This is a genomic window from Streptomyces sp. NPDC005784, assembly GCF_042871525.1.
Taxonomy (GTDB): Bacteria; Actinomycetota; Actinomycetes; order Streptomycetales; family Streptomycetaceae; genus Streptomyces.
On record NZ_JBIAIQ010000041.1, the window covers coordinates 1 to 20,668 of the forward strand.

The window sequence follows — 20,668 nt, forward strand, 5'->3', positions numbered from 1 at the left end:
GAGCGTCCCGCTTCGCGGGACGCTCCCGAAAACCAGCACGAACCCTTACGGACCACCCACGCCAGGGTTGACGAAACAGATAGGGGCACCCCCCCCCAGGATGTCGACGCTGCCCGATACGGTGAGTCACTGTGGCAGGAAGCCAGGTACGACCTGTCCGAGGTCATTGAAGCTGCGCGAGGTGACCCTGATCGGCAGGCTCGGATGCGTACCGGCGCCTCATCTCTGCGGCCAGTTGGCGGCTTGTCATGATGAGCGACGGGCACGGCACCGACGGGCGCTCGCCTTCGAGGGCGCGCTCTCACATGATGAGCGCCTGCTCGAGGCACGATGGGCCCTCGTCGTCGAGGAGCTTCGCCGTGAACGGGTGTCCGATGGGGGAGGGCGTCCCACCACGATGACGGCCTGAACGACTACACCTGCTCCTGATACACGGTGACCTCGGTCGGCTTGAGTCTGTGGATCGTTGCCCAGGCTGCTCGCTCGGTCAGTCCTTGAGCCCACACTTCGAGATCGTCTCCGGCATCGTGGAAGAACCACGAGTCGAAGCTTCCGAGAGCCTCCAACGCGGGTGCGAGTTCGTATTTGAGCTCGCAGTGGACCTGCACGTATTGGTCGTGATCACCGTCACTGTCGGAGATCTCGAACTGCCGCGTGAGGTCCAGCGTGAACGCGGGAGGACCGTCGAACGCGTGGGTCCCGTACTGGAACAGAAGACCGTCAACGTCGGGTGTGTTCGGGACGTCGAACAGCCGTCGGCCGAAGCGGAGGAAGCCAAGCCAGAGGTCTTCCGTGACCAGATCGTCAAGCGCTCGCTGCCCTGACCCCAGTTCGCCCTCAAGCAGTCCCACGGCCTCGTCCATCGACGGTTTCCGCGTCATGCCCGACCTCCTCGTCCACCGCAGCCGGGCGCAGCGTACCGACCCCGGTGAACCGTCCCGGTCAGACACCAGGGACGTTGGAGGCCGGCCGGGGCGCCCCCGCCGTTGCAGTATCCGGCTGCCAGCGTGTGAAGCCTGGGCAAAGGCGCACCTGACAGCGGACAGCGCTCCTGAAAGATGATCACCGCCGTCACAGCATGGCACTGGACGACCGGGGGCCGCTGCGAAGCAGCCGACACAAGACGGTCCGGCGGCGTGCGCCGGGACCAGTCAGCCTTCGGGGCCGGTGCGCCACAAACGGATGGCCGCCGCGGTGTCCCTCAGCCCTGCCTCCCCGGCGCGGATCTCCCCGGCCAGGGCCCACAGCGCCTTGGACTCCGGGGCTACCGGTCGGCCGGAGAGCTGCATGTACGCCTGGGCGGCCGACCAGCCGATGACCAGGTTGTAGTCGGCGAACGGCTTCAGCGTGAGCGCGAGGTAGAAGAACGTCGCAGCACGCACCTCCGGCTCCTCGTAGTACGGAGAGCCCGCGATCTGCTCGTAACGGTGGGCGGTGCCCGTCCAGTGCAGGGCCCCCCAATCGCTGATGTCCACGTTGGGAGGCGCAGCCTCGGACTGGACCGTGAGCAGCCACCCGGGATCCACGTAGACGATCGGGCTCACCGAAGGCCTTCCGGAGCGTCCTCGACTGCGGCCAGCGCCACGGAGTAAGCGCCGCGCGCAGCGTCCAGGAACGCGGCCCGGTCCACCTCGGCCACGAGCACCCTGTGCGCGAGGGAGCGGGTCGAGACGCCCTTGGCCTTGGCGTAGTCGTTCAGACGTTCCAGTTCTTCAGGGCTGAGGTCAACGGAAATCTTGGGCATGAACCCACTGTAGAGGCATGAGTGGAGGCAGCGCTAGAGGCAGTGTGGGCGGAAGCGTGCCGGAGACTGCCCGGGACGCAAGGCCGGGCACCCCTTCACTCTCCGCCCAGTGGACTACAGATCCGGCGTGAAGGCGCTGCCCCAGCTTGACGACCCGGCCGCGCAGGGCATGGACCCGGCTGCTGATCAGCCGCCGGAGCTCCAGTGCACCGAACCAGGACGCGACGGGCGGGCGCCTGTGCACTGCCCCCTGGTCGGCCGGGGTGAGGGTGAAGTAGCGGATCAGCTCGACCTTGCCGACCGCCGGGAAGGTCCGTAAGCCCTCCTGTTCCTCATCCGAGAACATCCGCGTGGCCATCGGCCCCTCCCACCCCACTCGATCAACGCAGACGGGCACCATCGGTACCCGGCTGGGCGGAGCGGGCAGACGAAATCCCCCGAACTGACGCCAGTAGAAAGGTGGTTGAGGTAGTAGCCGGCGCCGCGTCAGCGGGTCCGGTCCCAATCGCGCAGGTTCGCCATCGCTCGTCGGCACTCAGCACGGCCGCGACGCTGCCGACCCGCCCACGGCCCACCGCGCAATTTCCCCGAGATCAGCACAGATCAGGGGTTGTCCCACGGCTTAGTGGTCGAGCCCGTAAGTTCTTCGGGGGCTGACGTGGGGTCCCGATCATCCTGCGCAGCGCCTCATCGGCATCGGCATCGGCATCGGCATCGGCATCGGCATCGGCATCGGCATCGGCATCGGTGCACGCTCGGCTCAGGAGCCTTCACCGGAGCGGGCCCTTCGCCTGTCCCGCCATCGGCGCGCTCACCGCTCTCGTCCCGAAGCCGGTGGCTCACCGATCGGGCGGGCCTCCTCGCGGTGGCCGTCCTCGACGCGGGCCACCCGTGTCCACTCCTCGGCGGACAGCGCGAGGAGCCGCCGCACGGCCCTGGCGTCGGGCAGCGGCCCGTGGTCCCCCGTCACCTTCAGGGCGGAGACGGCCGTGATGTGGCCGAGGCGCAGGGCGCGCGTCGTGGTCCCGCCGCGGAGCAGACCGGCCAGGAAGCCCGCGGCGAAGGCGTCGCCGGCGCCGACGGGTTCGACCACCGGCGTGCGCAGCGCCGGAACCGCGATGACTTCCCCGTTCAGTACGGCGGCGGTCGCGCAGTCGGCGCCGTCCTTGACGACGACGATCCGCGGGTGCGGCAGCAACTCCCGCACACCGATGGCCGTCAGGTCGGCGCCCCACAGGTCCTGCGCCTCGTCCAGGCCGACGAAGACGACGTCCGCGCGGTCGGCGAGGCCGCGCAGGACGGTACCTGCCGTGCCGTCACGCCACAGGGCAGGGCGGTGGTTGACGTCGAAGCTCACGGTGTACGGCCGTTCGGCGGGCGGGGTGCCGAGCGCCCGGGTCACCAGGTCCCGGCAGGAGGGGGACAGGGCCGGGGTGATCCCGCTGACGTGCAGGACAGAGGCGGTGCGTACGGGTTCGGTGTCCAGCAGGCCGGGGCCGAGGGCGGAGGCCGCGGACCCGGACCGGTAGTAGTGGACGCGTGTTCCGGTCCGGTGGGGGTCCTTGAGGAGCAGGCCGGTCGGGCGGTCCGGATCGGTGCGGACGTGGGTGACGTCGACGCCGGCGGCCGCGACGGCGGCACGGACGCGCCGGCCGGGCGCGTCGTCGCCGAGGGCGGAGAGCCAGGCCACCGGTATGCCGTGGTCGGCCAGGTACATCGCAACGTTCGACTCGGCCCCGGCCACCGTCAGGCGCAGGTGCTCGGCGTCCTCCAGCGGGCCGGACGGGTCGGGGGCCAGGGCCGCCATCGTCTCCCCGACGCACACGACGGGACCGGGAGCGGGCCGCCATTGCACGGTCATGCGGGCTCCCCGGGCAAAAGCGGCGGCACGGTCGCCGTGTCGTGGAGACGGAACGCCGGCGTCGGCGTACCGGGCACGTCCACGCGGACGGAGAACACGGCACCGTCCTCGGGCCGCGGGTCGGCGAGGCCCAGCCGGGCGGTGGTGATGTGCAGGACGTCGTGCTCCAGGCACACTCCGGCGGGCCGGCTCGCGGGCAGCCGCAGGACGCGGTCGGGAGTGCCGTCCGCGAGGTAGCGGCGTACGGTGCCGGTCCCCCATACGGCGGCCCACAGGGCGCCCGCGCTGTCGACCGTCATGCCATCGGGGCTGCCGTCGTCCACCGAGGCGAACACCTCGGGCGTGCCGAGGGCGCCGGTGTCCGGGTCGACCGGGTGACGCCGGATGACTCCGCGGGCGGTGTCGGCCAGGTACATGCCCTTGCCGTCGGGGGTGAAGGCGGGCCCGTTCGGGATGGTGATGCCGTCCAGGACCCGGACGACGGTGCCGTCGTGGTCGACCCGGTACAGCGAACCGGCGTCCTCGTCGGCGTCGTAGCCCATGCTGCCGGCCCAGAAACGGCCGGAGGGGTCGGCGACCGCGTCGTTCATGCGCATGCGGCGTGTCGCACCGTCCTCGGGCCGGGCGAGCCAGGTGGTCGCGCCGGGCGTCAGCAGGCAGACCCCGGTGTCCGCGGCGGCGATCCAGGTGCCGGGGCGCCCGGCCACCGGGGCCACCGCACCGATCGGGAAGGGCAGTTGGGCCAGCGGTTCCAAGGGGGCGGCCGGATCCTCCAGTGCCTTGAGCAGGCGGCCCAGGAGGAGGTCGACGAGGACGACCTCCTGACCCGTCCAGCGGACTCCCTCCCCGAGTTCCAGGCGGTCGGGGCGGGGGGTGTACGCGGGGGTGCTCATCGTCCGGGCTCCTCTGCGATGGCACGGTAGGCGCGGGCCCGGTCGCGGAGCGCGGCGACGCTGCCTCCGTCGGCGGCGTCGCCGACCAGGGGCGAGCCGACACCGACCGCGATCGCGCCGGCCGTGAGGCAGGCGTGGGCAGCGAGGGCGTCGATTCCGCCGACGGGAACGAAGGACGCGTCCGGGAAGGGACCGCGCAACGCCTTCAGATAGTCCGCTCCCCCGAAGGGCGCGGCGGGGAAGAGTTTCAGTGCCTCGACTCCGAGCGTGCGGGCGGCGATGACGTCGGTCGGGGTCAGGACTCCCGCGAGGACGGGCAGACCCAGGTCCCGGGCCGCGCGGACGCCGTCGCCGAGTCCGGGTGTCACCACGAAGGCGGCTCCCGCGCGGTGTGCGGCGCGGGCGTCGTCGGTGCTCAGGACCGTCCCGGCGCCCAGCAGTGCGTCCGGGCCGAGGGCGTGCCGGGCCCGCTCGATGACGGTGAGGGCGTCCTCTGCGCTCAGGGACACCTCGATGAGGTCGATGCCCTCTTCGGCGAGGGCCAGCACCGTGCGCAGCGCGGCGTCCGCGTCGCGTCCGCGCACGATGGCCAGCAATCGGCGTGAGGCCAGGGCTGCTTGCAGATCCACGGAAGGCAACTCCCTTTCCCGGCCGCGGTGTTCAGGTGCAGTGGCAGGCGGTGCTGAGGGTGAGGCGCCAGTGCACCTCCCCGGAGGCGGGGACGCGGGCGGCGTCGCCGGGGCGGGCCTCGGCCAGGTCGAAGACCCGGCCGAGCATCGGTTCGACGCCGGTGCTGCGGTAGGGGCCGTGCCGGGGGAAGCCGCCGAGGTTGCGCCACAGGGCGACCGAGACCGGCTGCCCTTCGGCGTGCACGGCGAGGTCGAGGCGGTGGGGGCCGTCGTGGACGCAGGCCTGCCGGGCGTCGACGACGGCCCCCACCGCGGTGCCGTCGTCGGGGCCGAGCCGGTCCAGCGGCACTCCGCAGGGAGCGGGCCAGGCGCCGCTGATCCAGGCGGCGCCGTCCGGCCAGGGCCGGTCGACGAGTGCGGCGGCCTCCGGGAACAGGCGGGTGGGCGCGCCGTCGGGCAGGTGCAGGGTGGCGTCGGCCGACAGGTCGAGCAGGGCGTGTGCGGCCCAGACGAAGCGGAAGCCTGGATCGGCGGCGAGGACGTAGTCGGCCTCGGCCCCGTCGGCGGTGGCGCGGATCGTGCGGCGGAGGGTGAACTCCTCGCAGCGGACGGACTCGGTGGCGCCGGTTCGGATCCAGGGCCGGGACCAGACATCCCCGTGGTCCGGCGTGCCGCGGACGGTCGGGACGCACTCCTCCAGGCCGCCCGCGTCCACGAACGCCGCACCGGGGGCGGCCTGGCGGCGCTTCGGGTCGGGGCGGTGCCAGAGCCACTCGCGGCCGGGTGCCGCGAGGGAGGTCCAACGGCCGCCGTGGACGGGGTCGGTGACGATGTCCAGCGGCACGGTCACCACTCCGCGAACGTGCCGTCGGGGTGCCGCCACACGGGGTTGCGCCAGGCGTGCCCGGCGCGGTCGGCTGCGCGGACGGCGGCCTCGTCGACGGTGACACCGAGGCCGGGCGCGGTCCCGCGCGCTGCGTACCCGTCGACGAACCGGAAGGGTTCGGGGTCGACGACGTAGGAGAGCAGGTCGGCGTCCTTGTTGTAGTGGATGCCCCGGCTCTGCTCCTGGATGAGGAAGTTCGGTGTGGCGAAGGCGACTTGCAGGCTGGCCGCGAGGGCGATCGGCCCGAGCGGACAGTGCGGGGCGAGGTGGGCGCCGTAGGTCTCGGCGAGGGAGGCGATGCGGTGGACCTCGGAGATGCCTCCGGCGTGCGACAGGTCGGGCTGGGCGACGGCGATTCCGGCGGTCAGTGGGGCGAGGAACTCGGCGCGGGAGTAGAGGCGTTCGCCGGTGGCCAGCGGCACCGGGCTCATGGCGACGAGACCGGGCAGCAGGTGGTTCTGCTCGGGGACGACCGGCTCCTCGACGAACAGGGGGTGCAGGGGGGCGAGTTCGTTCAGGACGCGGCGGGCATTGGCGGCGGTGAACCGGCCGTGGAAGTCGACGGCGACGTCGCGATCGGGCCCGAGGACGTCGCGGGCCGCCGCCACGCGGGCGACGACCGCCGCGGTCTCGGCCATGGTGGCGGCCGGCCCGACACGTCCGGCGCCGTTCATCTTCACCGCGGTGAATCCCGCCTCCACCTGCGCGGTGATCTGCTCGGTGAGTTCGGCGGGTTCGTCGCCGCCGACCCAGGCGTAGACGCGGACCCGGTCGCGTACGGGGCCGCCGAGCAGGGCGTGCACGGGGGCACCGTAGGTCTTGCCCGCGATGTCCCACAGGGCCTGGTCGAGTCCGGCGACGGCGCTGGACAGGACCGGGCCGCCGCGGTAGAAGCCACCCTTGGTGAGGACCTGCCAGTGGTCCTGGATACGGAGCGGGTCCTGTCCGAGGAGGTATTCGGCGAGGACGTCGACGGCGGCCCTGACCACCTCGGCGCGGCCCTCGACGACGGGTTCGCCCCAGCCCGCCACACCTTCGTCGGTCTCCACGCGGCAGAACAGCCAGCGCGGCGGAATGAGGAAGGTTTCGACGCGTGTGATCTTCACCGGCCACCGGTGCCTTTCGTGTCGTCGGGCCCGTCGATCCGGTCCAGGTCGCGTCCGGCCTGGTCGAGCAGGGCGCGCATGGCCGCCTCGGCGGCCCGCGGGTCCCGGTCGCGTACGGCGTCCAGGACGGCGCGGTGGGCAGGCACGGGGTCCTCGCTGTGAGGGGAGCTGTGCACGATGCGGTCGCGGTGGGCGAGTCCTGACTCGATCACCACCTCCATGCGTTCCAGGAGTTCGTTGTGGGTGGCGGCGAGCAAGGCACGGTGGAAGGCGAGGTCGGACTCGACGGCGTGGGCGGCGCCGGTGCCGTGCTCCCCCATCGCCGTCAGGGCGTCCTCCAGGGCCGCGAGGTCGGCGTCGGTCCGGCGTTCGGCGGCCAGCCGGACGGCGGCCGGTTCGACGATGGCGCGCACCTCGGCCAGGTTGCGCAGCAGCCCGCGGTCGGCCTCGGTGGAGCCGGCGGCCTGGATCTGCCAGCGCAGCACGTCGGCGTCGAGCAGGTTCCAGTCGGAGCGGTCGCGCACGAACGTGCCGCGTTTCTGACGGGCGTCGACCATGCCCTTGGCGGCGAGGACCTTGAGCGACTCGCGCAGCGCGGTGAGGCTGACGTCCAGCTCCCGCTGCAGCGCCACGAGGTCGAGCGTGGCCCCCTCGGGGATCTCGCCGCCGAGGATGCGGCGGGCGAGGAATTCCACGGTCTGACCGTGCACGCCGCGGCGGGCGTAGGGCGTCATGTCGTACGGCCTTTCGGTGATCGGGGCGCGGTCATGCGGAGGCTTTCAGGACGCTCCAGCCGCCGTCGACGAGGAGGTGCGACCCGGTGATGTAGGAGGCCTCGTCGGAGCCGAGGAACGCGATGGCCGCGGCCACTTCGTCGGGAGTGCCGAAACGGCGGGCCGCCGTCTCGGCGACGCTGCGCGCGCGGTCCTCGGGCGGCACGCGGTCCCAGGCGGCCGTGCGGATCGGCCCCGGCAGGACGGCGTTGACGCGGACCTCGGGCCCGTACTCGACGGCGAGCTGGCCGCACAGGGACAGCAGGGCGCCCTTGGACGCGGCGTAGGCGGGATGTCCGGGGATGCCCTTGTGGGCGTGGACGGACGAGGCGAGAACGACCGCGCCGCCCCGGTCGCGCAGGTCGGGCAGGACGGCGCGGACGCCGAGGAAGCCGGCGGTGAGGTTGACGTCGAGCTGGCGGTGCCAGGAGGCGAGGGAGAGTTCGTGGGCGGGGTGGACGTCGACGGTGTAGGCGTTGGAGACCAAGACGTCGACCGGTCCGAAGGAGTGGGCGGCGGCGATGATGCGGCTCCAGTCGTCCTCGGCGGCGACGTCGGCCGTGACGAAGCGGGCCCTGCCCCCGTCGCCGGTGATCCCCTCCGTCACGCCGCGGCCCCGCTCCTGGTCGATGTCGGCGAGCACGACGGCGGCTCCCTCCTGGGCGAGGCGTGCCGCGGTGGCGGCTCCGATGCCGGATGCGGCTCCGGTGACCACGGCCGTGCGGCCGGTGAAGCGGGCATCGCCGCGTCGTGCGGGCTGGTCCATCGTGGGGTACGGCTCCTTCGCGGGTCGGGCACGGAGTGCGGGTCCGTGGGGCTGGACGGGTCGAATCTATGCCGGTCGCGGGCCCGGGTGCCGGGTCAGGACGACCAGTTCGGCGTCGTGGTCCGCGGTCCACGCGAACGGCAGCCCGTAGTGCAGGAGGTGGGCGCCGCCGTAGGTGGTGCCGGAGGCCGCGTCGCGGTAGCCGGCGCCGGGGTCGAGGCCGCGCGGGCGCAGGCGGGCGGGACGTCCGGGTACGAGGGGCGCGCCGTCCAGGCGTCCGGTGTTCAGGGCGGCGACGACGGTCCGGCCGTCCGTGCCGTCGTACTGGACTCCGCAGGTGGCGTCGTCCGGGCTGCCGAGCAGGTGGGCCTCGCCATGGTGGATCACGTCCCGTATGTCCTTGTAGCGGGCGATCCACCCGCCGGCCTCGGCACGGCGCTGCGGGGACCAGGTGCGCAGGTCGGCGCCGACGCCGAGGACTCCGCACATCGCGGTGACGAAGCGGAAGGCGAGGCTGCGCGGGCGGGGATCGAAGATTCCGGGGGCGTCGGTGACCCAGGAGCTCATCACGTGCGGGGCATGGGCGTGCAGGAAGCCGTACTGGATGGCGAGCCGGTCCAGGGGTGCGGTGTTGTCGCTGGGCCAGACGACGTCGGTGCGGGCGAGGGTCGTGTGGTCGATCCGGCCTCCGCCGCCGGCGCAGCCCTCGACACTCACGTGGGGGTGGGCGGTGCGCAGGTGGTCGAGGACGCGCAGGTATCCGTGGACGTGGGCGGCGTCCAGGTCGAGGCGTTCGGCGGGGGTGTCGCCGGGCCGGCCTCGTTCGGTGGGGGGCCTGTTCATGTCCCACTTGAGGTAGTCGACGCGGTGTTCGGTGAGCAGCCGGTCCAGGGTGGCGATGACGAAGTCCTGGACGTCCGCGCGGCCGAGGTCCAGGAGCAGTTGGTTGCGGACCAGGCGGGCGGGGCGGCCGTCGATCCGGTAGGCCCAGTCGGGGTGTTCGGCCAACAGCCGGCTGCCGGGGCTGACGGCCTCGGGTTCGATCCACAGGCCGAAGTCCATGCCGAGGGCGCGGACGTCCTCGACGAACCGGCCGAAGCCCCCCGGGAAGGCAGCCGGATCGGGGTGCCAGTCGCCGAGGCCGGCGGTGTCGTCCGCGCGGCCTGTGAACCAGCCGTCGTCCACGACGAACAGCTCGATGCCGATGTCGGCTGCGGACTTGGCGAGTTCGAGCTGTCCGGCCGCGTCGACGTCGAAGCCGGTCGCCTCCCAGGAGTTGTAGAGGACCTTGCGGGGGCGGTGCAGCCGCGCTCCGGCGAGGTGGCGCTCGTAGCGGTGCCATACGCGGGACAGGCCGTCGAGTCCGTCCGCGCTGAACGCGCAGGCGAGGCGTGGTGTGGTGAGGGTCTCGCCGGGCGCGAGGAGGACGGCGCCCTCGTGGGGCACGCGCCCGGCGCGGACCCGGACGGCGCCGCCGGCTTCGGCCTGCGCGGTGATGTGCCAGTTGCCGGGCCACTCCAGGGCGATGCCGTAGGCGGGCGCGTCGTCCGCGGCGAGGTCCTGGACGGCGAGCCAGGGCGCGTAGGCGTGCCCGGGGGTGCCCTGGGTGCTGCCCATGGTGAAGGTGCCCCGGGTGAGGGCGAGTTGGGCTCGCTGGAACTCCTGGGACCACTGGCCGGCGAGGTAGGTGAGCCGCGCCCCCGCGGTGACCGGCACGTTGACGGCGCCGGAGTCGAACCGTTCGAGGCGCAGTTCCTGGCTGCCGGTGCAGGCCAGTTCGGTCCAGCGGTGCAGGACGTCGGTGCCGGGGACGACGGCGTAGCACAGGGTGGTGCGCAGGCCGAGGAGGTCGTCGGTGAAGGTCAGCCGGAGACCGCCGGTGTCCTCCTGCGCCCCGGTGAACTCCCACCAGACGCCGCGTTCCTGTCCGGGGCGGGCGGCGATCAGGTCGGCGCCGGCGAAGGGCCGTTGCCCCTGGGGCAGGTACTCGGCGGGGGCGGCGTCGGCGGGAGTGATGAAGTGGGTGCGGTGCGACCAGTCGAGGGCCGACGGGCCCTCCTCGACCCCGAGCGGGCCCCAGGCGTCCAGTTCGGCCCAGGGCCCGTCCGGGGACAGCCGCACGGTGTAGCTGGTGTTCTCGGTACGCAGGGTCCAGCGGTCGTACGACGTCACTTCACGGCTCCGAGGTTCAGTCCGGCCACGAAGTGACGCTGGAAGCGGAGGAAGACGGCGACTGTGGGGGCGGCGGCGATGACGGATCCGGCGGCGATCACGTTCCACATGGACACGTACTGTCCCTGGAGTCCGATGAGGGCGGCGGTGACGGGCATCCTGCTGTCGCTGCGCAGGACGGTGATCGCCCACAGCAGGTCGTTGAAGATCCAGGTGAAGGACAGGGCGCTGAGCGCGGCGAGGGCGGGACGGGTGAGGGGGAGGATGATCCGCCAGAAGATCTGCCAGGGGCCGGCTCCGTCGACCACCGCGGCCTGCTGGATCTCGGCGGGGATGGCCCGCATGAAGCCGTGCAGGACGAAGACGTAGAAGCCGACACCGAAGCCGACCTGCACACCGATCAGCGCGGGCAGTGTGTCGTACACACCCATGAGTTCGCTCAGCCTGGACACCGGGATGAGCAGGATCTGCGGCGGGAGCAGGTTGCCGCCGAGCATGAGCAGGAGCAGGGAGCGGCGGAAGGGCATCTCGTAGCGGCTGAGCGCGAACGCGGCCATCGCGGCCAGTGCGAGGGTCACCGCGACGCAGGGGATCGTCACGAGCAGGCTGTTGATGAGGGCGCGCTGCTGGCCGCCGTCGACCCAGGCCTGCTTGAAGTTGCCGAGGGTGAAGGACCGGGGCCAACTGCCCAGTCCGTGCGCGGCGATGTCGTCGAAGGACCGCAGGCTGGTGACCAGGACCAGGGCGATCGGCAGCAGCCACAGCAGGGACAGGGCCCCGGCCCCGGCGTGGAAGCCGGCGGTCGACAGCCGGCGCCGGCGCAGGGCGGCAGCGGAGGAGGAGCTGTGCGGAGTCGTCATCAGTCCGCCTCCCGGAAGGCGCGCACGAGGTAGGAGGCGATCACCCCGAAGGCCAGTAGGAAGATGACGACAGCCAGGGCGGAGCCGTAACCGAGCCGCAGGGACTGGAACGCGGTGGAGTACATGTAGGTGCTCAGCAGTTCCGAGGAGTGGTAGGGACCGCCGCGGGTGAGGGACCACACCACGTCGAAGGAGCGCAGCGAGTCGATGACGATGACGGACAGGACGACCGCGTTGACGCCGCGCAGCTGGGGCAGCGTTATGTGGCGCAAGCACTGCCAGCGTCCGGCCCCGTCGACCTTGGCCGCTTCGTACAGGACCGGGTCGATGCCCTTGAGGCCTGCCAGGTACAGCACCATGACATAGCCGATCTGCCGCCACAGGGCGGGCACGATGACGGCGTACAGGGCGGTGTCCTGGTCGGCGAGCCAGGCGTGCCGCAGGCTGCCGAGGCCGACCGCCTGGAGGAGCTGGTCGAGGACGCCGTCGGGCTGGTAGATCGCCTGCCAGACGAGGGCGGTGGCGACCAGGGAGAACACCACCGGCAGGAACAGGGCGGCGCGGTAGAAGCCGACCCCGCGGCGTTCCTGCTGGAGCAGCAGGGCGGTGGCGAGGCCGAGCAGCGCGGACAGTCCGCCGAACAGCAGCAGCCACAGCACGGTGTCGGCGGCCGCGGTGCGGAAGGTGTCGTCGTGGATCATCTCGCGGAAGTTGCCGAGGCCGACGAAGCGCGGTGCGGAGATCCCGTCCCAGCTGGTGAGGGCCAGGTAGAAGCCCTGCAGGGCCGGCCAGAAGACCCAGAGCGCCTCGGCCAGCAGCGGGACGAGCACGAACGCCAGGACCAGCGGAGGGGTACGGCGCGGCCCCCCGGCCCTTCGGCCGCGGGGCGGCGTCGGGGCCGGGGTCGGGTCCTTGCGCGCGACCGTGGTCAGGACGGCCACGTCACGCTCCCCAGATCTTCTGGGCGTCGCGCTGCCAGTCCGTCAGGATGCTGTTGATCTCCTTGGGCTTGGCGATGAACTTGGTCAGGGCGGTGTCCGCGGTGGGCTGAAGGGCGTCACTGGAGTCGCGGTTGAAGAACTGGGTGATCTCGACGGCCTCCTCGATGTGTTTGCGGCCCTTCTTCACCAGCGGGGTCCCGGTGTCCTTGGCGTCGGGGTGGCACGGCAGCGCGGTGCCGGAGGAGCCCTTGAGGTAGATCTCCTGCGCCTGGGCGCCGGCCAGATAGCGCAGCAGGTCGAAGACCTGCTCGCGGTGGCCGGAGCGGGCGCTGGCGAAGTACCCGTCGGTGGGGGCCTCTTCGGCGAGCGGGATCTTGGGGTCGATGACGGGGAAGCGGAAGAAGTCGATGTCGTCCAGGGCGTCCTTCGGTGCCGCGTCGGCGAAGAACGTGCCGATCAGCATCATTCCCGAACGGCCGTTGAGCAGGGCGGTGGTGGCGTCCTGGAAGGCGACGGCGGTGCCGTTGGGGTCGAAGTACGGGAGCACCTCCTTCCAGCGGTCGAAGACCTTGTGGACCTCCGGGTCGTCGAACCGGTGCTTGCCGGCGAGGAGTTCACGGTGGTACTGGGCGCCGTTGATGCGGATGTCGAGATAGTCGAACCAGGCGGACGCGACCCAGGCGGTGTTGCCTCCCGCGCCGAGGCCGATCGGGGCGATGCCCTTGGACTTGAGCTTGTCGCACAGGTCGAGGAAGCCGTTCCAGTCGGTGGGCGGGCTCACGCCCCACTTCGCGAAGTTCGACTTGCGGTAGAACATGCCCCACCAGTAGTACGTGGTCGGCACGAAGACCTTCTTGCCGCTGCTGGAGGTGCACAGTGTGTGCAGGGCCTTGGAGTAGCGCTGCAGGTCGGGCGAGGTCCACACCTCGTCCAGTCCGAGCAGGAGGTTCTTGCGGGCGTACGCGTCCGCGACCGAGCCGGGGTACCAGGTGTAGACGTCCGGCGGGTTGGCGGAGGTGAGGTACGTCGGCAGCTGGGTGCGGAACGTCTCGGCGGCGACGGTGTTGAGGTCGACGTTCCCCTTCTTCTTGTAGGCGGCGACCAGGTCCTGCATCGCGGCCTTGGCCTGCGGCGCGGAGAGGTTGGACTGCAGGGAGACCGCGCCCTTGGAGGAGGTCTTGGACGAGGACGAGGTGGAGGTCACGCAACCGCTGAGCAACGCCGCGGTTCCGGCGGCGCCGGCTCCCGCGAGGAGGCGCCGCCGGCTGGTCTGTGGAGAGGTCATGGAAGGCTCCTGCCAGGTCAGGACGATTGGCTGATCTACTTGAAGGTGATGCGGTGCACGGTGCCGTCGAGTCCGCGGTAGACCGCGTCGACCGCCTCGTTCGCACCCGCGACGGCTCCGAGTGCCCCGTCGAACGCGGCGCTGGGGAACTCCTGCCGCTTCGACCAGCCCTGCCAGGCACCCGCCTCGTACCGCTGCTGCCAGAGGGTGTAGTCGCCGGCCCGCGCGTACAGGAGCACCCGGTCGCCGACGGTGACGAGGGTGGGGCTGCCGCTGACCGTGCCGCCGAGCGCGCTCCACACCGACCACTGGCCCGAGATGTCCCGGGAGAGGGTCCAGATGTCGTCCGACGCGGTCCGCACGGCGACGTGCACCCGGCCGGTGGAGTCGACTGCCGCGGACGGTCTGCCGGACGTCACACGGCCGTCGGGGGTGCCGAGCGAGGACCAGCTGGAGGACGGGCCGCGCTGCACGATCCGGCCTTCGCCGTCACGGGCGACGAGTGTCCAGTGGCCGGGGTCGGTGAACGCCACCGACGGCGCGTCGCCGATCCGTCCGCCCAGGCTCTGCCATTCGCCCCAGTGGCCACCCGCGTAGACCCGCCGGTAGACACGGGAGTCGGCGCCGCGCACGAAGACGTCGATACGGCCACCGGCGGAAGCGTGGGCGGCGGGCTGGCCGAGGATGCCGCCCTTCACCGGACCGCCGAGGTCCCGGGTGCGCGGTGCACCGCGGCCGGTGTCCGTGTGCTGGACCAGCGTGCCGTGGGGCCCGCGCAGGAAGGTGTGCACGGTGTCACCGGAGCGCGCGAGAGCGGGGTCGGCGGTGGTCCGCTCCCCCAGGCCGGTACCGGGCAGCGCGTCCGCGCCGGTGAGCTTGAGGAACGCGGTTCCATGGGCGGGCACTTCGACCGTGTAGGAGTCGGTGTGGACGCCGCGGTCGGCACGGGCGCGCAGGTCGCGCACGACGACGGGTCCGCCGAGGGCAGTGTCGGCGAAGCGTACGGTGCGCTGGGCCGGCTTGTCGGACCGGTTGAGCAGGACGACCGCGCGCTTGCCCCGGCCCGAGAGGACCTTGCTGTACACGTCGGCGGCGGCCTGGACGCCCTGGATGCCGAGGGGGTCCTGGTCGACGGCGATGATCTCCGGGTTGCGCAGGGTGGCGAGCATCGACGCGTCCAGGGTGCGCGGGTCGGAGCCGAGGACGAGCGGGGAGGCCATCTCGGCCCACATCACGAACTGGGTGGTGGACTCCTCCTCGGTCAGCTCCGGTGTGCCGTCGGACGTCGGGCGCATGGGGATGAGGTAGTCGGGGTCGTTCCAGTGGCCGGGGCCCTGTGCCTCGGGGTGCCAGGCGTTGGCGTCCATGTTGCGCAGGATGTTGGGCCACTCCCCCGGGGTCGGCGTGCCCCAGGCGATGTCGGTGCCGGTGCGCCAGGAGTCGGCGATGGCCGGTGCGTAGACGAAGGTGTTGTGGGCGTCCTGCCCGGGGGTGTGGGGCAGGCTCCAGTCGTCGGTGAGCGGGTTGCACAGGTTCAGCAGCATGCGGCGGCCGGACTTCGCGACCGCGTCGCTGAGTTCCTTGAACGCGGGGCCGGGGTCGAGCTTCGCGCCGATGCCGCAGAGGAAGTCGGCCTTGATGGCGTCGATCCTCCAGCCGGCGAACTGCCGTGCGTCGGCGTCGTAGTGGCCGCGGCTGCCCAGTCCGCAGCTCTTCCCGCCGTCGTACGTGCCGGCGTCGGTGTAGATGCCCGCACGCAGGCCGCGCTGGTGCAGATACGAGACGAGGGCGGGGATGCCCGAGGGGAAGCGCTCGGGGCTGGCGACCAACTGGCCCTGCGCGTCACGGGGGTTGTCGGCCTGCCAGCCGCCGTCGAGCCAGACGATGTCGTAGCCGCTGTCCCGCAGGCCGCTGCTGACCAGCTTGTCGGCGACGGAGCGGACCTCCTTCTCGGTGGGCGCGCCCAGCCCGTAGTAGGTGTTCCAGCCCATGTAGGGAGTGGGGGCGAGTCCGCTGTCGTAGAAGGCGGGCGCGCCCTGGTCCTGGGAGGCGGAAGCGGTGGCGGAGGCGGAGGGTGCCGTGGTCGCGGCGACGACCACCATGACGGCGGCGGCGACGCCACGGCGGGTGAGGCGGCGGAGTCCGGGCCTCGGTGCGGGTGCTTGCGAAGTCACGTGCCACTCCCGGGGGTTGGGAAGCAGTAGGGGCGTGACACGGGCCGCACTGGGCCGGGGGCCTCGGCGTCACGGCGACGACTTTGGACCGCGGCCGAAACCTTGTCAATATTAATTACTAATTTAGGAGAAGAGGCCGTCCGGCATCTACGGGAAACCTTGACAGGGCGCGTACGCGGGGGCAGTGTTCGGCAACGTTGTCATGGCGCTGGCAACGTTGTCATCCCTCATCGAGTCGAGCGCCCGTCTTTCGACATCCCTGATCGGAGCCAAGGTTCATGTCGAATCAGCCCTCCCTTCCTTCCCGGCGTGACGTTCTCTCCGCCGGGTCCACCCTGCTCGCCGGATTCGGCGTCGGCATGGCCCTGCCCGCTGCCGCCGCCGCGGTCGGCACCGGTCGGCCGGGCACTGTTTCCAGCCGGGGTGAACTCGCGGCCAACCGACCGGTGTCGGTGTCCTCCACCGACTACGCCCCCACTCCGGCCGAGTTCGCCGTCGACGGCCTGACCGGTGCCGGTGTGAAGAACTCGGGCTGGCGCGCCGCGGTCGGCGACCCCCAGTGGATCTCCGTCGACCTCCAGGCACTGTGCGAGGTGGAATCGCTGCGGCTCACCTTCGAGGCCACGCTCGACGATCCCCCGTACGTCGACTCGCCCAGCGGCAACCCGCGCCTGGACACCAACGGCCAGGAGATCCTGTCCAGTTGCGCGACCGGCTTCGTCGTCGAGACGTCCCGTGACAACCGCACGTGGACGGCCGCATTCCGCACCGACTCGGGCAAGGGCGGGGTGATGGAGATCCCGTTCCAGAAGCCCGTCACCGCCCGCTGGGTACGCATGACCGTCAACAGGCGGTCCAACGCGAACCCCGTGGGGCTCAACGGCCTGCAGGTGTACGGGACCTGCCGCACCGCGCGGCCGTCCGTCACCGGCTGGACCGACTGGGGCACCCACCACCGCACGCCTCCGGCGCTGCGGGCCGGTGCGGACGGCACCGTGTCGCTGGAGGCCGGCTGGGACCTGACGATGGACGACTGGGCGGGCAAGGACGGCGCCGAGCTGTCCCGTCCGACGGTGGACACCAGCAGATGGCTGCCCGCGACAGTTCCCGGCACGGTCCTCACCTCCCTCGTGGACCGCGGTCACCTGCCCGATCCCGTGGCCGGGTTCAACAACCTGCACATCCCCGAGGCCCTCTCCCGCCACTCCTGGTGGTACCGCCGCGCGTTCAAGCTGCCGGGGGGCCTGCGCACGGGACCCGGCCGGCACGTCTGGCTGGAGTTCGACGGCATCAACCACCAGGCCGAGGTCTGGCTCAACGGCTCCGAGGTGGGCACCGTCACGAGCCCGTTCGCCCGGGGTGCCTTCGACGTGACGAAGCTGCTCACGGAAAGCGACCAAGCCCTCGCCGTGAAGATCAGCCCGATGCCGGTGCCCGGCAGCCCCGGCGACAAGGGCCCGTCGGGTCTTGCCTTCGTCGACGCGGGCGCGAACACCATGAACCGCAACTCGCCCACGTATCTGGCCTCTTCGGGCTGGGACTGGATGCCCGCAGTGCGGGACCGGGCGGCCGGCATCTGGAACCACGTACGGCTGCGCTCCACCGGCGCGGCCGTGATCGGCGACCCGCGTGTGGAGTCCCGGCTCCCGGACCTGCCGGACACCCGGGCGGCCGAACTGACAATCACCGTTCCGGTGCGCAACGCCGACGCGGACAGCAGGCGCGTCACCGTCTCCGCCGCCTTCGGCGAGGTGCGCGTGACCAGAACGGTCACGGTCCCCGGCGGGCAGAGCGCCGACGTCGTCTTCAGCCCGGCGGACCACCCCCGACTCCGGCTGCGCAACCCGAGGCTGTGGTGGCCCAACGGCTACGGCGAGCCGGCGCTGCACAGGCTGACACTGGCCGCGACGGTCGACGGCGAGGAGAGCGACCAGCGCACCACGCGGTTCGGTATCCGCCAGTTCGGCTACGAGTACCAGCTCCCGCTGGTCTTCCGGACGGGCAGCGACGCATACGCGCAGACGGTGGACTTCACCCGGCTGAAGGCCCGTTACGTGCGCGTCGCGTGCCACACCCGGGCCACGGAGTGGGGTTCCTCCCTGTGGAGCCTGAGCGTCGCCGAGAGCGCGGCGCCCGACACCGACCTCGCGCTGCACAAGCCGGCCACCGCCTCCACGGTCGACACCGACTCCAACGGAGCCGGCAACGTCACGGACGGCGACCCCGGCACCCGCTGGTCCTCCGCGTTCCAGGACGAGCAGTGGGTCCAGGTCGACCTGGGCTCCTCCCTCTCGTTCGACCGGGTGGTCCTCACCTGGGAGCAGGCGTACGCGCGGACATACACGGTCCAGGTGTCCGACGACGGCGAGAAGTGGACCGACGCGAAGGCCGTGGACAACACGGCGGTTCCGCTGCCGTTCCACACCTCGGGCGCGGCGAGCCTGCAGAACGTGGACTTCGCGGCGCAGACGGCGCGCTACGTGCGGGTGTTCTGCCGCACGCGGGCCACCAGTTGGGGTTCGTCGATGTGGGGCCTGGCGGTCGTGGACAGCACCGCCGCCGACGCCGACCTCGCCCTTCGCAAGAAGGCCACCGCGTCATCCGTCGAGCAGGACTCCAACGGGCCGGCGAACGCCGTCGACGGCAACCCCGACACCCGCTGGGCCTCGGCCTACGAGGACGAGCAGTGGATCCAGGTCGACCTCGGTTCGTCGGTCCGGTTCGACCGGGTGGCGATCACCTGGGAACAGGCGTACGCGCGGACGTACACCATCCAGGTGTCGGACGACGGCGAGAAGTGGACGGACGTCACCTCCGTCGACAACTCCGTCGAACCGCTCAAGATCAGCGTCAACGGCGTCCGCGTCTTCTGCCGCGGCGGCAACTGGGGCTGGGACGAACTGCTGCGCCGGATGCCCGCCGAGCGGATGGACGCGGCCGTGCGGATGCACCGCGACATGAACTTCACCATGATCCGTAACTGGGTCGGGTGCAGCAACCGCGAGGAGTTCTTCGCCAGTTGTGACGAACACGGCCTGCTCGTGTGGAACGACTTCCCCAACGCATGGGGCATGGACCCGCCGAACCACCGGCTGTTCCTCGACGCCGCGCAGGACACCGTGCGGCGCTACCGCATCCACCCCTGCGTCGTGGTGTGGTGCGGCGCCAACGAGGGCAACCCACCCGGACCGGTCGACGAGGGCATGCGCAAGGCAGTGCGGGCCGAAGCACCGGACGTGCTGTACCAGAACAACTCGGCAGGCGGCATCGTCACCGGTGGCGGTCCCTACGGCTGGGTGGAGCCGGAGAAGTACTACTCGCCGGGGACCTACGGCAGCGGCAGTTTCGGCTTCCACACGGAAATAGGCATGCCCGTCCTTCCGACGGCGGAGACCATGCGCCGGCTCGTCGGCGGCGAGCCCGAGTGGCCCGTGAGCGACGCCTGGTACCACCACGACTGGAGCACGCGGGGTAACCAGGCTCCGCAGAACTACATGGCGGCCGTCGAGGCGCGGCTCGGCACGGCCAAGGACCTCGACGACTTCTGCCGCAAGGCGCAGTTCGTCAACTACGAGAACTTCCGGGCCATGTTCGAGGCCTGGAACGCGAAGCTGTGGGACGACGCGACCGGTCTGATGCTGTGGATGTCGCACCCCGCCTGGTACAGCACCGTCTGGCAGACGTACGACTACGACTTCGACGTCAACGGCGCCTACTACGGCGCCCGCAAGGCCAACGAGGCCCTGCATGTCCAGGCCGATCCGCGGGACGGCCGGGTGATCGCGGTCAACCACACCCCGAACCGGGTCAGCCGAGCCACGGTGACCGCGACGTTCCTCGACCTGTCCGGGCGCGAAGTGGCCGCGCGGCAGCAAAAGTCCGTCGACATCGCTCCGTCGGCCACGACGGACGCGTTCACCGCGGGCTGGACGAACGACCTGCCGGACTTCCATCTGCTGCGGCTGCGCCTGAAGGACTCGAACGGCAGCCTGCTGGCCGAGAACACCTACTGGCGCCACCGCGACGCCCAGGCCATGCAGGCGCTGAACCGCGCCGACCGGACCGGACTGTCCGCCGAGGTCACCGGCACGGACCGCTCCGGCAACCGCGGCGAACTCACCGCGCGACTGCGCAACAAGGGCGGGGCGGTCGCGGCGATGGTGCGCGTCTCGCTCATCGACTCCGCGACCGGTGAGCGGGTGCTGCCGACCCTGTACAGCGACAATTACCTGTGGCTGCTTCCCGGGGAGTCCCGCACGCTCACACTGTCCTGGCCGACAAAGGCGCTCCACTCGGGCAGGCCGGAACTGCGGGTGGAGGCCTACAACGCGCCTGTGGTGTCCGCGGTCGCACAGCACTGACCCACCTGGCTCGTGAGACCTGGCCGTGTGGCGCATGGGCGATGTCGCGGCCCGGGCACAGCCGGTCGACGGTCCCGACCACCTCTCCGGCTTCTCCCACCCGGGTCCCCTTCTCCACGCCGAACGTGATCTTCCCGCGCCGGCAGGTGCCGGGTCGTACGGCGTGCCCGGCGCGTAGTTGGGGACGGGCACCCGTGACCGATCCACGCCATGGATC

General features: G+C 71.5%; 16 protein-coding genes. 1 reads left to right on the plus strand and 15 read right to left on the minus strand.

Features of this window, described 5'->3' with window-relative positions; genetic code table 11:
- Positions 1 to 413: 413 nt before the first annotated feature.
- From ACFYR3_RS38055 to ACFYR3_RS38125, 15 genes are all read right to left on the minus strand, one after another.
- Positions 414 to 881: a hypothetical protein gene (locus ACFYR3_RS38055; protein WP_389286614.1), complete on the minus strand. Its 468-nt coding sequence runs from the start codon at positions 879 to 881 to the stop codon at positions 414 to 416.
- A 270-nt stretch (positions 882 to 1,151) separates the two neighbouring features.
- Positions 1,152 to 1,544 carry a hypothetical protein gene (locus ACFYR3_RS38060; RefSeq protein WP_356784812.1) on the minus strand — a complete coding sequence of 131 codons (393 nt, stop codon included), beginning with the start codon at positions 1,542 to 1,544 and terminating at the stop codon, positions 1,152 to 1,154.
- Positions 1,541 to 1,744 carry a hypothetical protein gene (locus ACFYR3_RS38065; protein ID WP_355852095.1) on the minus strand — a complete coding sequence of 68 codons (204 nt, stop codon included), beginning with the start codon at positions 1,742 to 1,744 and terminating at the stop codon, positions 1,541 to 1,543. Before ACFYR3_RS38065 ends, ACFYR3_RS38060 begins: the two co-directional genes overlap by 4 nt.
- Before the next feature lie 811 nt (positions 1,745 to 2,555).
- On the minus strand, positions 2,556 to 3,605 hold the full coding sequence (locus ACFYR3_RS38070) for a sugar kinase (protein WP_355852092.1): 1,050 nt from the start codon (positions 3,603 to 3,605) through the stop codon (positions 2,556 to 2,558).
- A complete protein-coding gene (locus ACFYR3_RS38075; RefSeq protein WP_389286616.1) occupies positions 3,602 to 4,498 on the minus strand; it encodes an SMP-30/gluconolactonase/LRE family protein in 897 nt (298 codons plus the stop codon). Before ACFYR3_RS38075 ends, ACFYR3_RS38070 begins: the two co-directional genes overlap by 4 nt.
- On the minus strand, positions 4,495 to 5,127 hold the full coding sequence (locus ACFYR3_RS38080) for a bifunctional 4-hydroxy-2-oxoglutarate aldolase/2-dehydro-3-deoxy-phosphogluconate aldolase (protein ID WP_355852086.1): 633 nt from the start codon (positions 5,125 to 5,127) through the stop codon (positions 4,495 to 4,497). The genes ACFYR3_RS38075 and ACFYR3_RS38080 overlap by 4 nt, the downstream gene beginning before the upstream one ends.
- Positions 5,128 to 5,158: 31 nt before the next feature.
- The gene (locus ACFYR3_RS38085) at positions 5,159 to 5,977 is read right to left on the minus strand and encodes a hypothetical protein (RefSeq protein WP_389286667.1); all 819 of its coding nucleotides are present in this window, start codon (positions 5,975 to 5,977) and stop codon (positions 5,159 to 5,161) included.
- Entirely contained in the window at positions 5,974 to 7,119 is a 1,146-nt protein-coding gene (gene dgoD, locus ACFYR3_RS38090) for a galactonate dehydratase (protein ID WP_389286618.1), read from the minus strand. The genes ACFYR3_RS38085 and dgoD overlap by 4 nt, the downstream gene beginning before the upstream one ends.
- Positions 7,116 to 7,853, minus strand: coding sequence for a FadR/GntR family transcriptional regulator (locus tag ACFYR3_RS38095; protein ID WP_356784820.1), 738 nt, complete (start codon positions 7,851 to 7,853; stop codon positions 7,116 to 7,118). Before ACFYR3_RS38095 ends, dgoD begins: the two co-directional genes overlap by 4 nt.
- Positions 7,854 to 7,884: 31 nt before the next feature.
- Complete coding sequence (locus ACFYR3_RS38100) at positions 7,885 to 8,658, minus strand: SDR family NAD(P)-dependent oxidoreductase (protein WP_389286620.1); 774 nt, start codon at positions 8,656 to 8,658, stop codon at positions 7,885 to 7,887.
- Positions 8,659 to 8,724: 66 nt separating this feature from the next.
- Entirely contained in the window at positions 8,725 to 10,830 is a 2,106-nt protein-coding gene (locus ACFYR3_RS38105; protein ID WP_389286622.1) for an alpha-galactosidase, read from the minus strand.
- The gene (locus ACFYR3_RS38110) at positions 10,827 to 11,690 is read right to left on the minus strand and encodes a carbohydrate ABC transporter permease (RefSeq protein WP_355857873.1); all 864 of its coding nucleotides are present in this window, start codon (positions 11,688 to 11,690) and stop codon (positions 10,827 to 10,829) included. The genes ACFYR3_RS38105 and ACFYR3_RS38110 overlap by 4 nt, the downstream gene beginning before the upstream one ends.
- Positions 11,690 to 12,631 (minus strand): sugar ABC transporter permease, encoded by a 942-nt coding sequence (locus ACFYR3_RS38115; RefSeq protein WP_355857876.1) that lies wholly within the window; start codon positions 12,629 to 12,631, stop codon positions 11,690 to 11,692. The genes ACFYR3_RS38110 and ACFYR3_RS38115 overlap by 1 nt, the downstream gene beginning before the upstream one ends.
- Position 12,632: 1 nt before the next feature.
- The gene (locus ACFYR3_RS38120) at positions 12,633 to 13,916 is read right to left on the minus strand and encodes an extracellular solute-binding protein (RefSeq protein WP_355857878.1); all 1,284 of its coding nucleotides are present in this window, start codon (positions 13,914 to 13,916) and stop codon (positions 12,633 to 12,635) included.
- 35 nt (positions 13,917 to 13,951) lie between these two features.
- Complete coding sequence (locus ACFYR3_RS38125; RefSeq protein ID WP_389286625.1) at positions 13,952 to 16,090, minus strand: glycoside hydrolase family 27 protein; 2,139 nt, start codon at positions 16,088 to 16,090, stop codon at positions 13,952 to 13,954.
- A gap of 278 nt (positions 16,091 to 16,368) precedes the next feature.
- Here ACFYR3_RS38125 and ACFYR3_RS38130 point away from each other — a divergent pair, with 278 nt between their 5' ends.
- The gene (locus tag ACFYR3_RS38130; protein WP_389286627.1) at positions 16,369 to 20,451 is read left to right on the plus strand and encodes a discoidin domain-containing protein; all 4,083 of its coding nucleotides are present in this window, start codon (positions 16,369 to 16,371) and stop codon (positions 20,449 to 20,451) included.
- The last annotated feature ends 217 nt before the right edge of the window (positions 20,452 to 20,668 follow it).

Bases quoted from the DNA above. Each gene is read 5' to 3' on its own strand.
- ACFYR3_RS38100 (WP_389286620.1), bottom strand. From the start codon at position 8,658: ATGGACCAGCCCGCACGACGCGGCGATGCCCGCTTCACCGGCCGCACG.
- ACFYR3_RS38065 (WP_355852095.1), bottom strand. From the start codon at position 1,744: ATGCCCAAGATTTCCGTTGACCTCAGCCCTGAAGAACTGGAACGTCTG.
- ACFYR3_RS38055 (WP_389286614.1), bottom strand. From the start codon at position 881: ATGACGCGGAAACCGTCGATGGACGAGGCCGTGGGACTGCTTGAGGGC.
- ACFYR3_RS38095 (WP_356784820.1), bottom strand. From the start codon at position 7,853: ATGACGCCCTACGCCCGCCGCGGCGTGCACGGTCAGACCGTGGAATTC.
- ACFYR3_RS38075 (WP_389286616.1), bottom strand. From the start codon at position 4,498: ATGAGCACCCCCGCGTACACCCCCCGCCCCGACCGCCTGGAACTCGGG.
- ACFYR3_RS38110 (WP_355857873.1), bottom strand. From the start codon at position 11,690: ATGACGACTCCGCACAGCTCCTCCTCCGCTGCCGCCCTGCGCCGGCGC.
- ACFYR3_RS38070 (WP_355852092.1), bottom strand. From the start codon at position 3,605: ATGACCGTGCAATGGCGGCCCGCTCCCGGTCCCGTCGTGTGCGTCGGG.
- ACFYR3_RS38120 (WP_355857878.1), bottom strand. From the start codon at position 13,916: ATGACCTCTCCACAGACCAGCCGGCGGCGCCTCCTCGCGGGAGCCGGC.
- ACFYR3_RS38130 (WP_389286627.1), top strand. From the start codon at position 16,369: ATGTCGAATCAGCCCTCCCTTCCTTCCCGGCGTGACGTTCTCTCCGCC.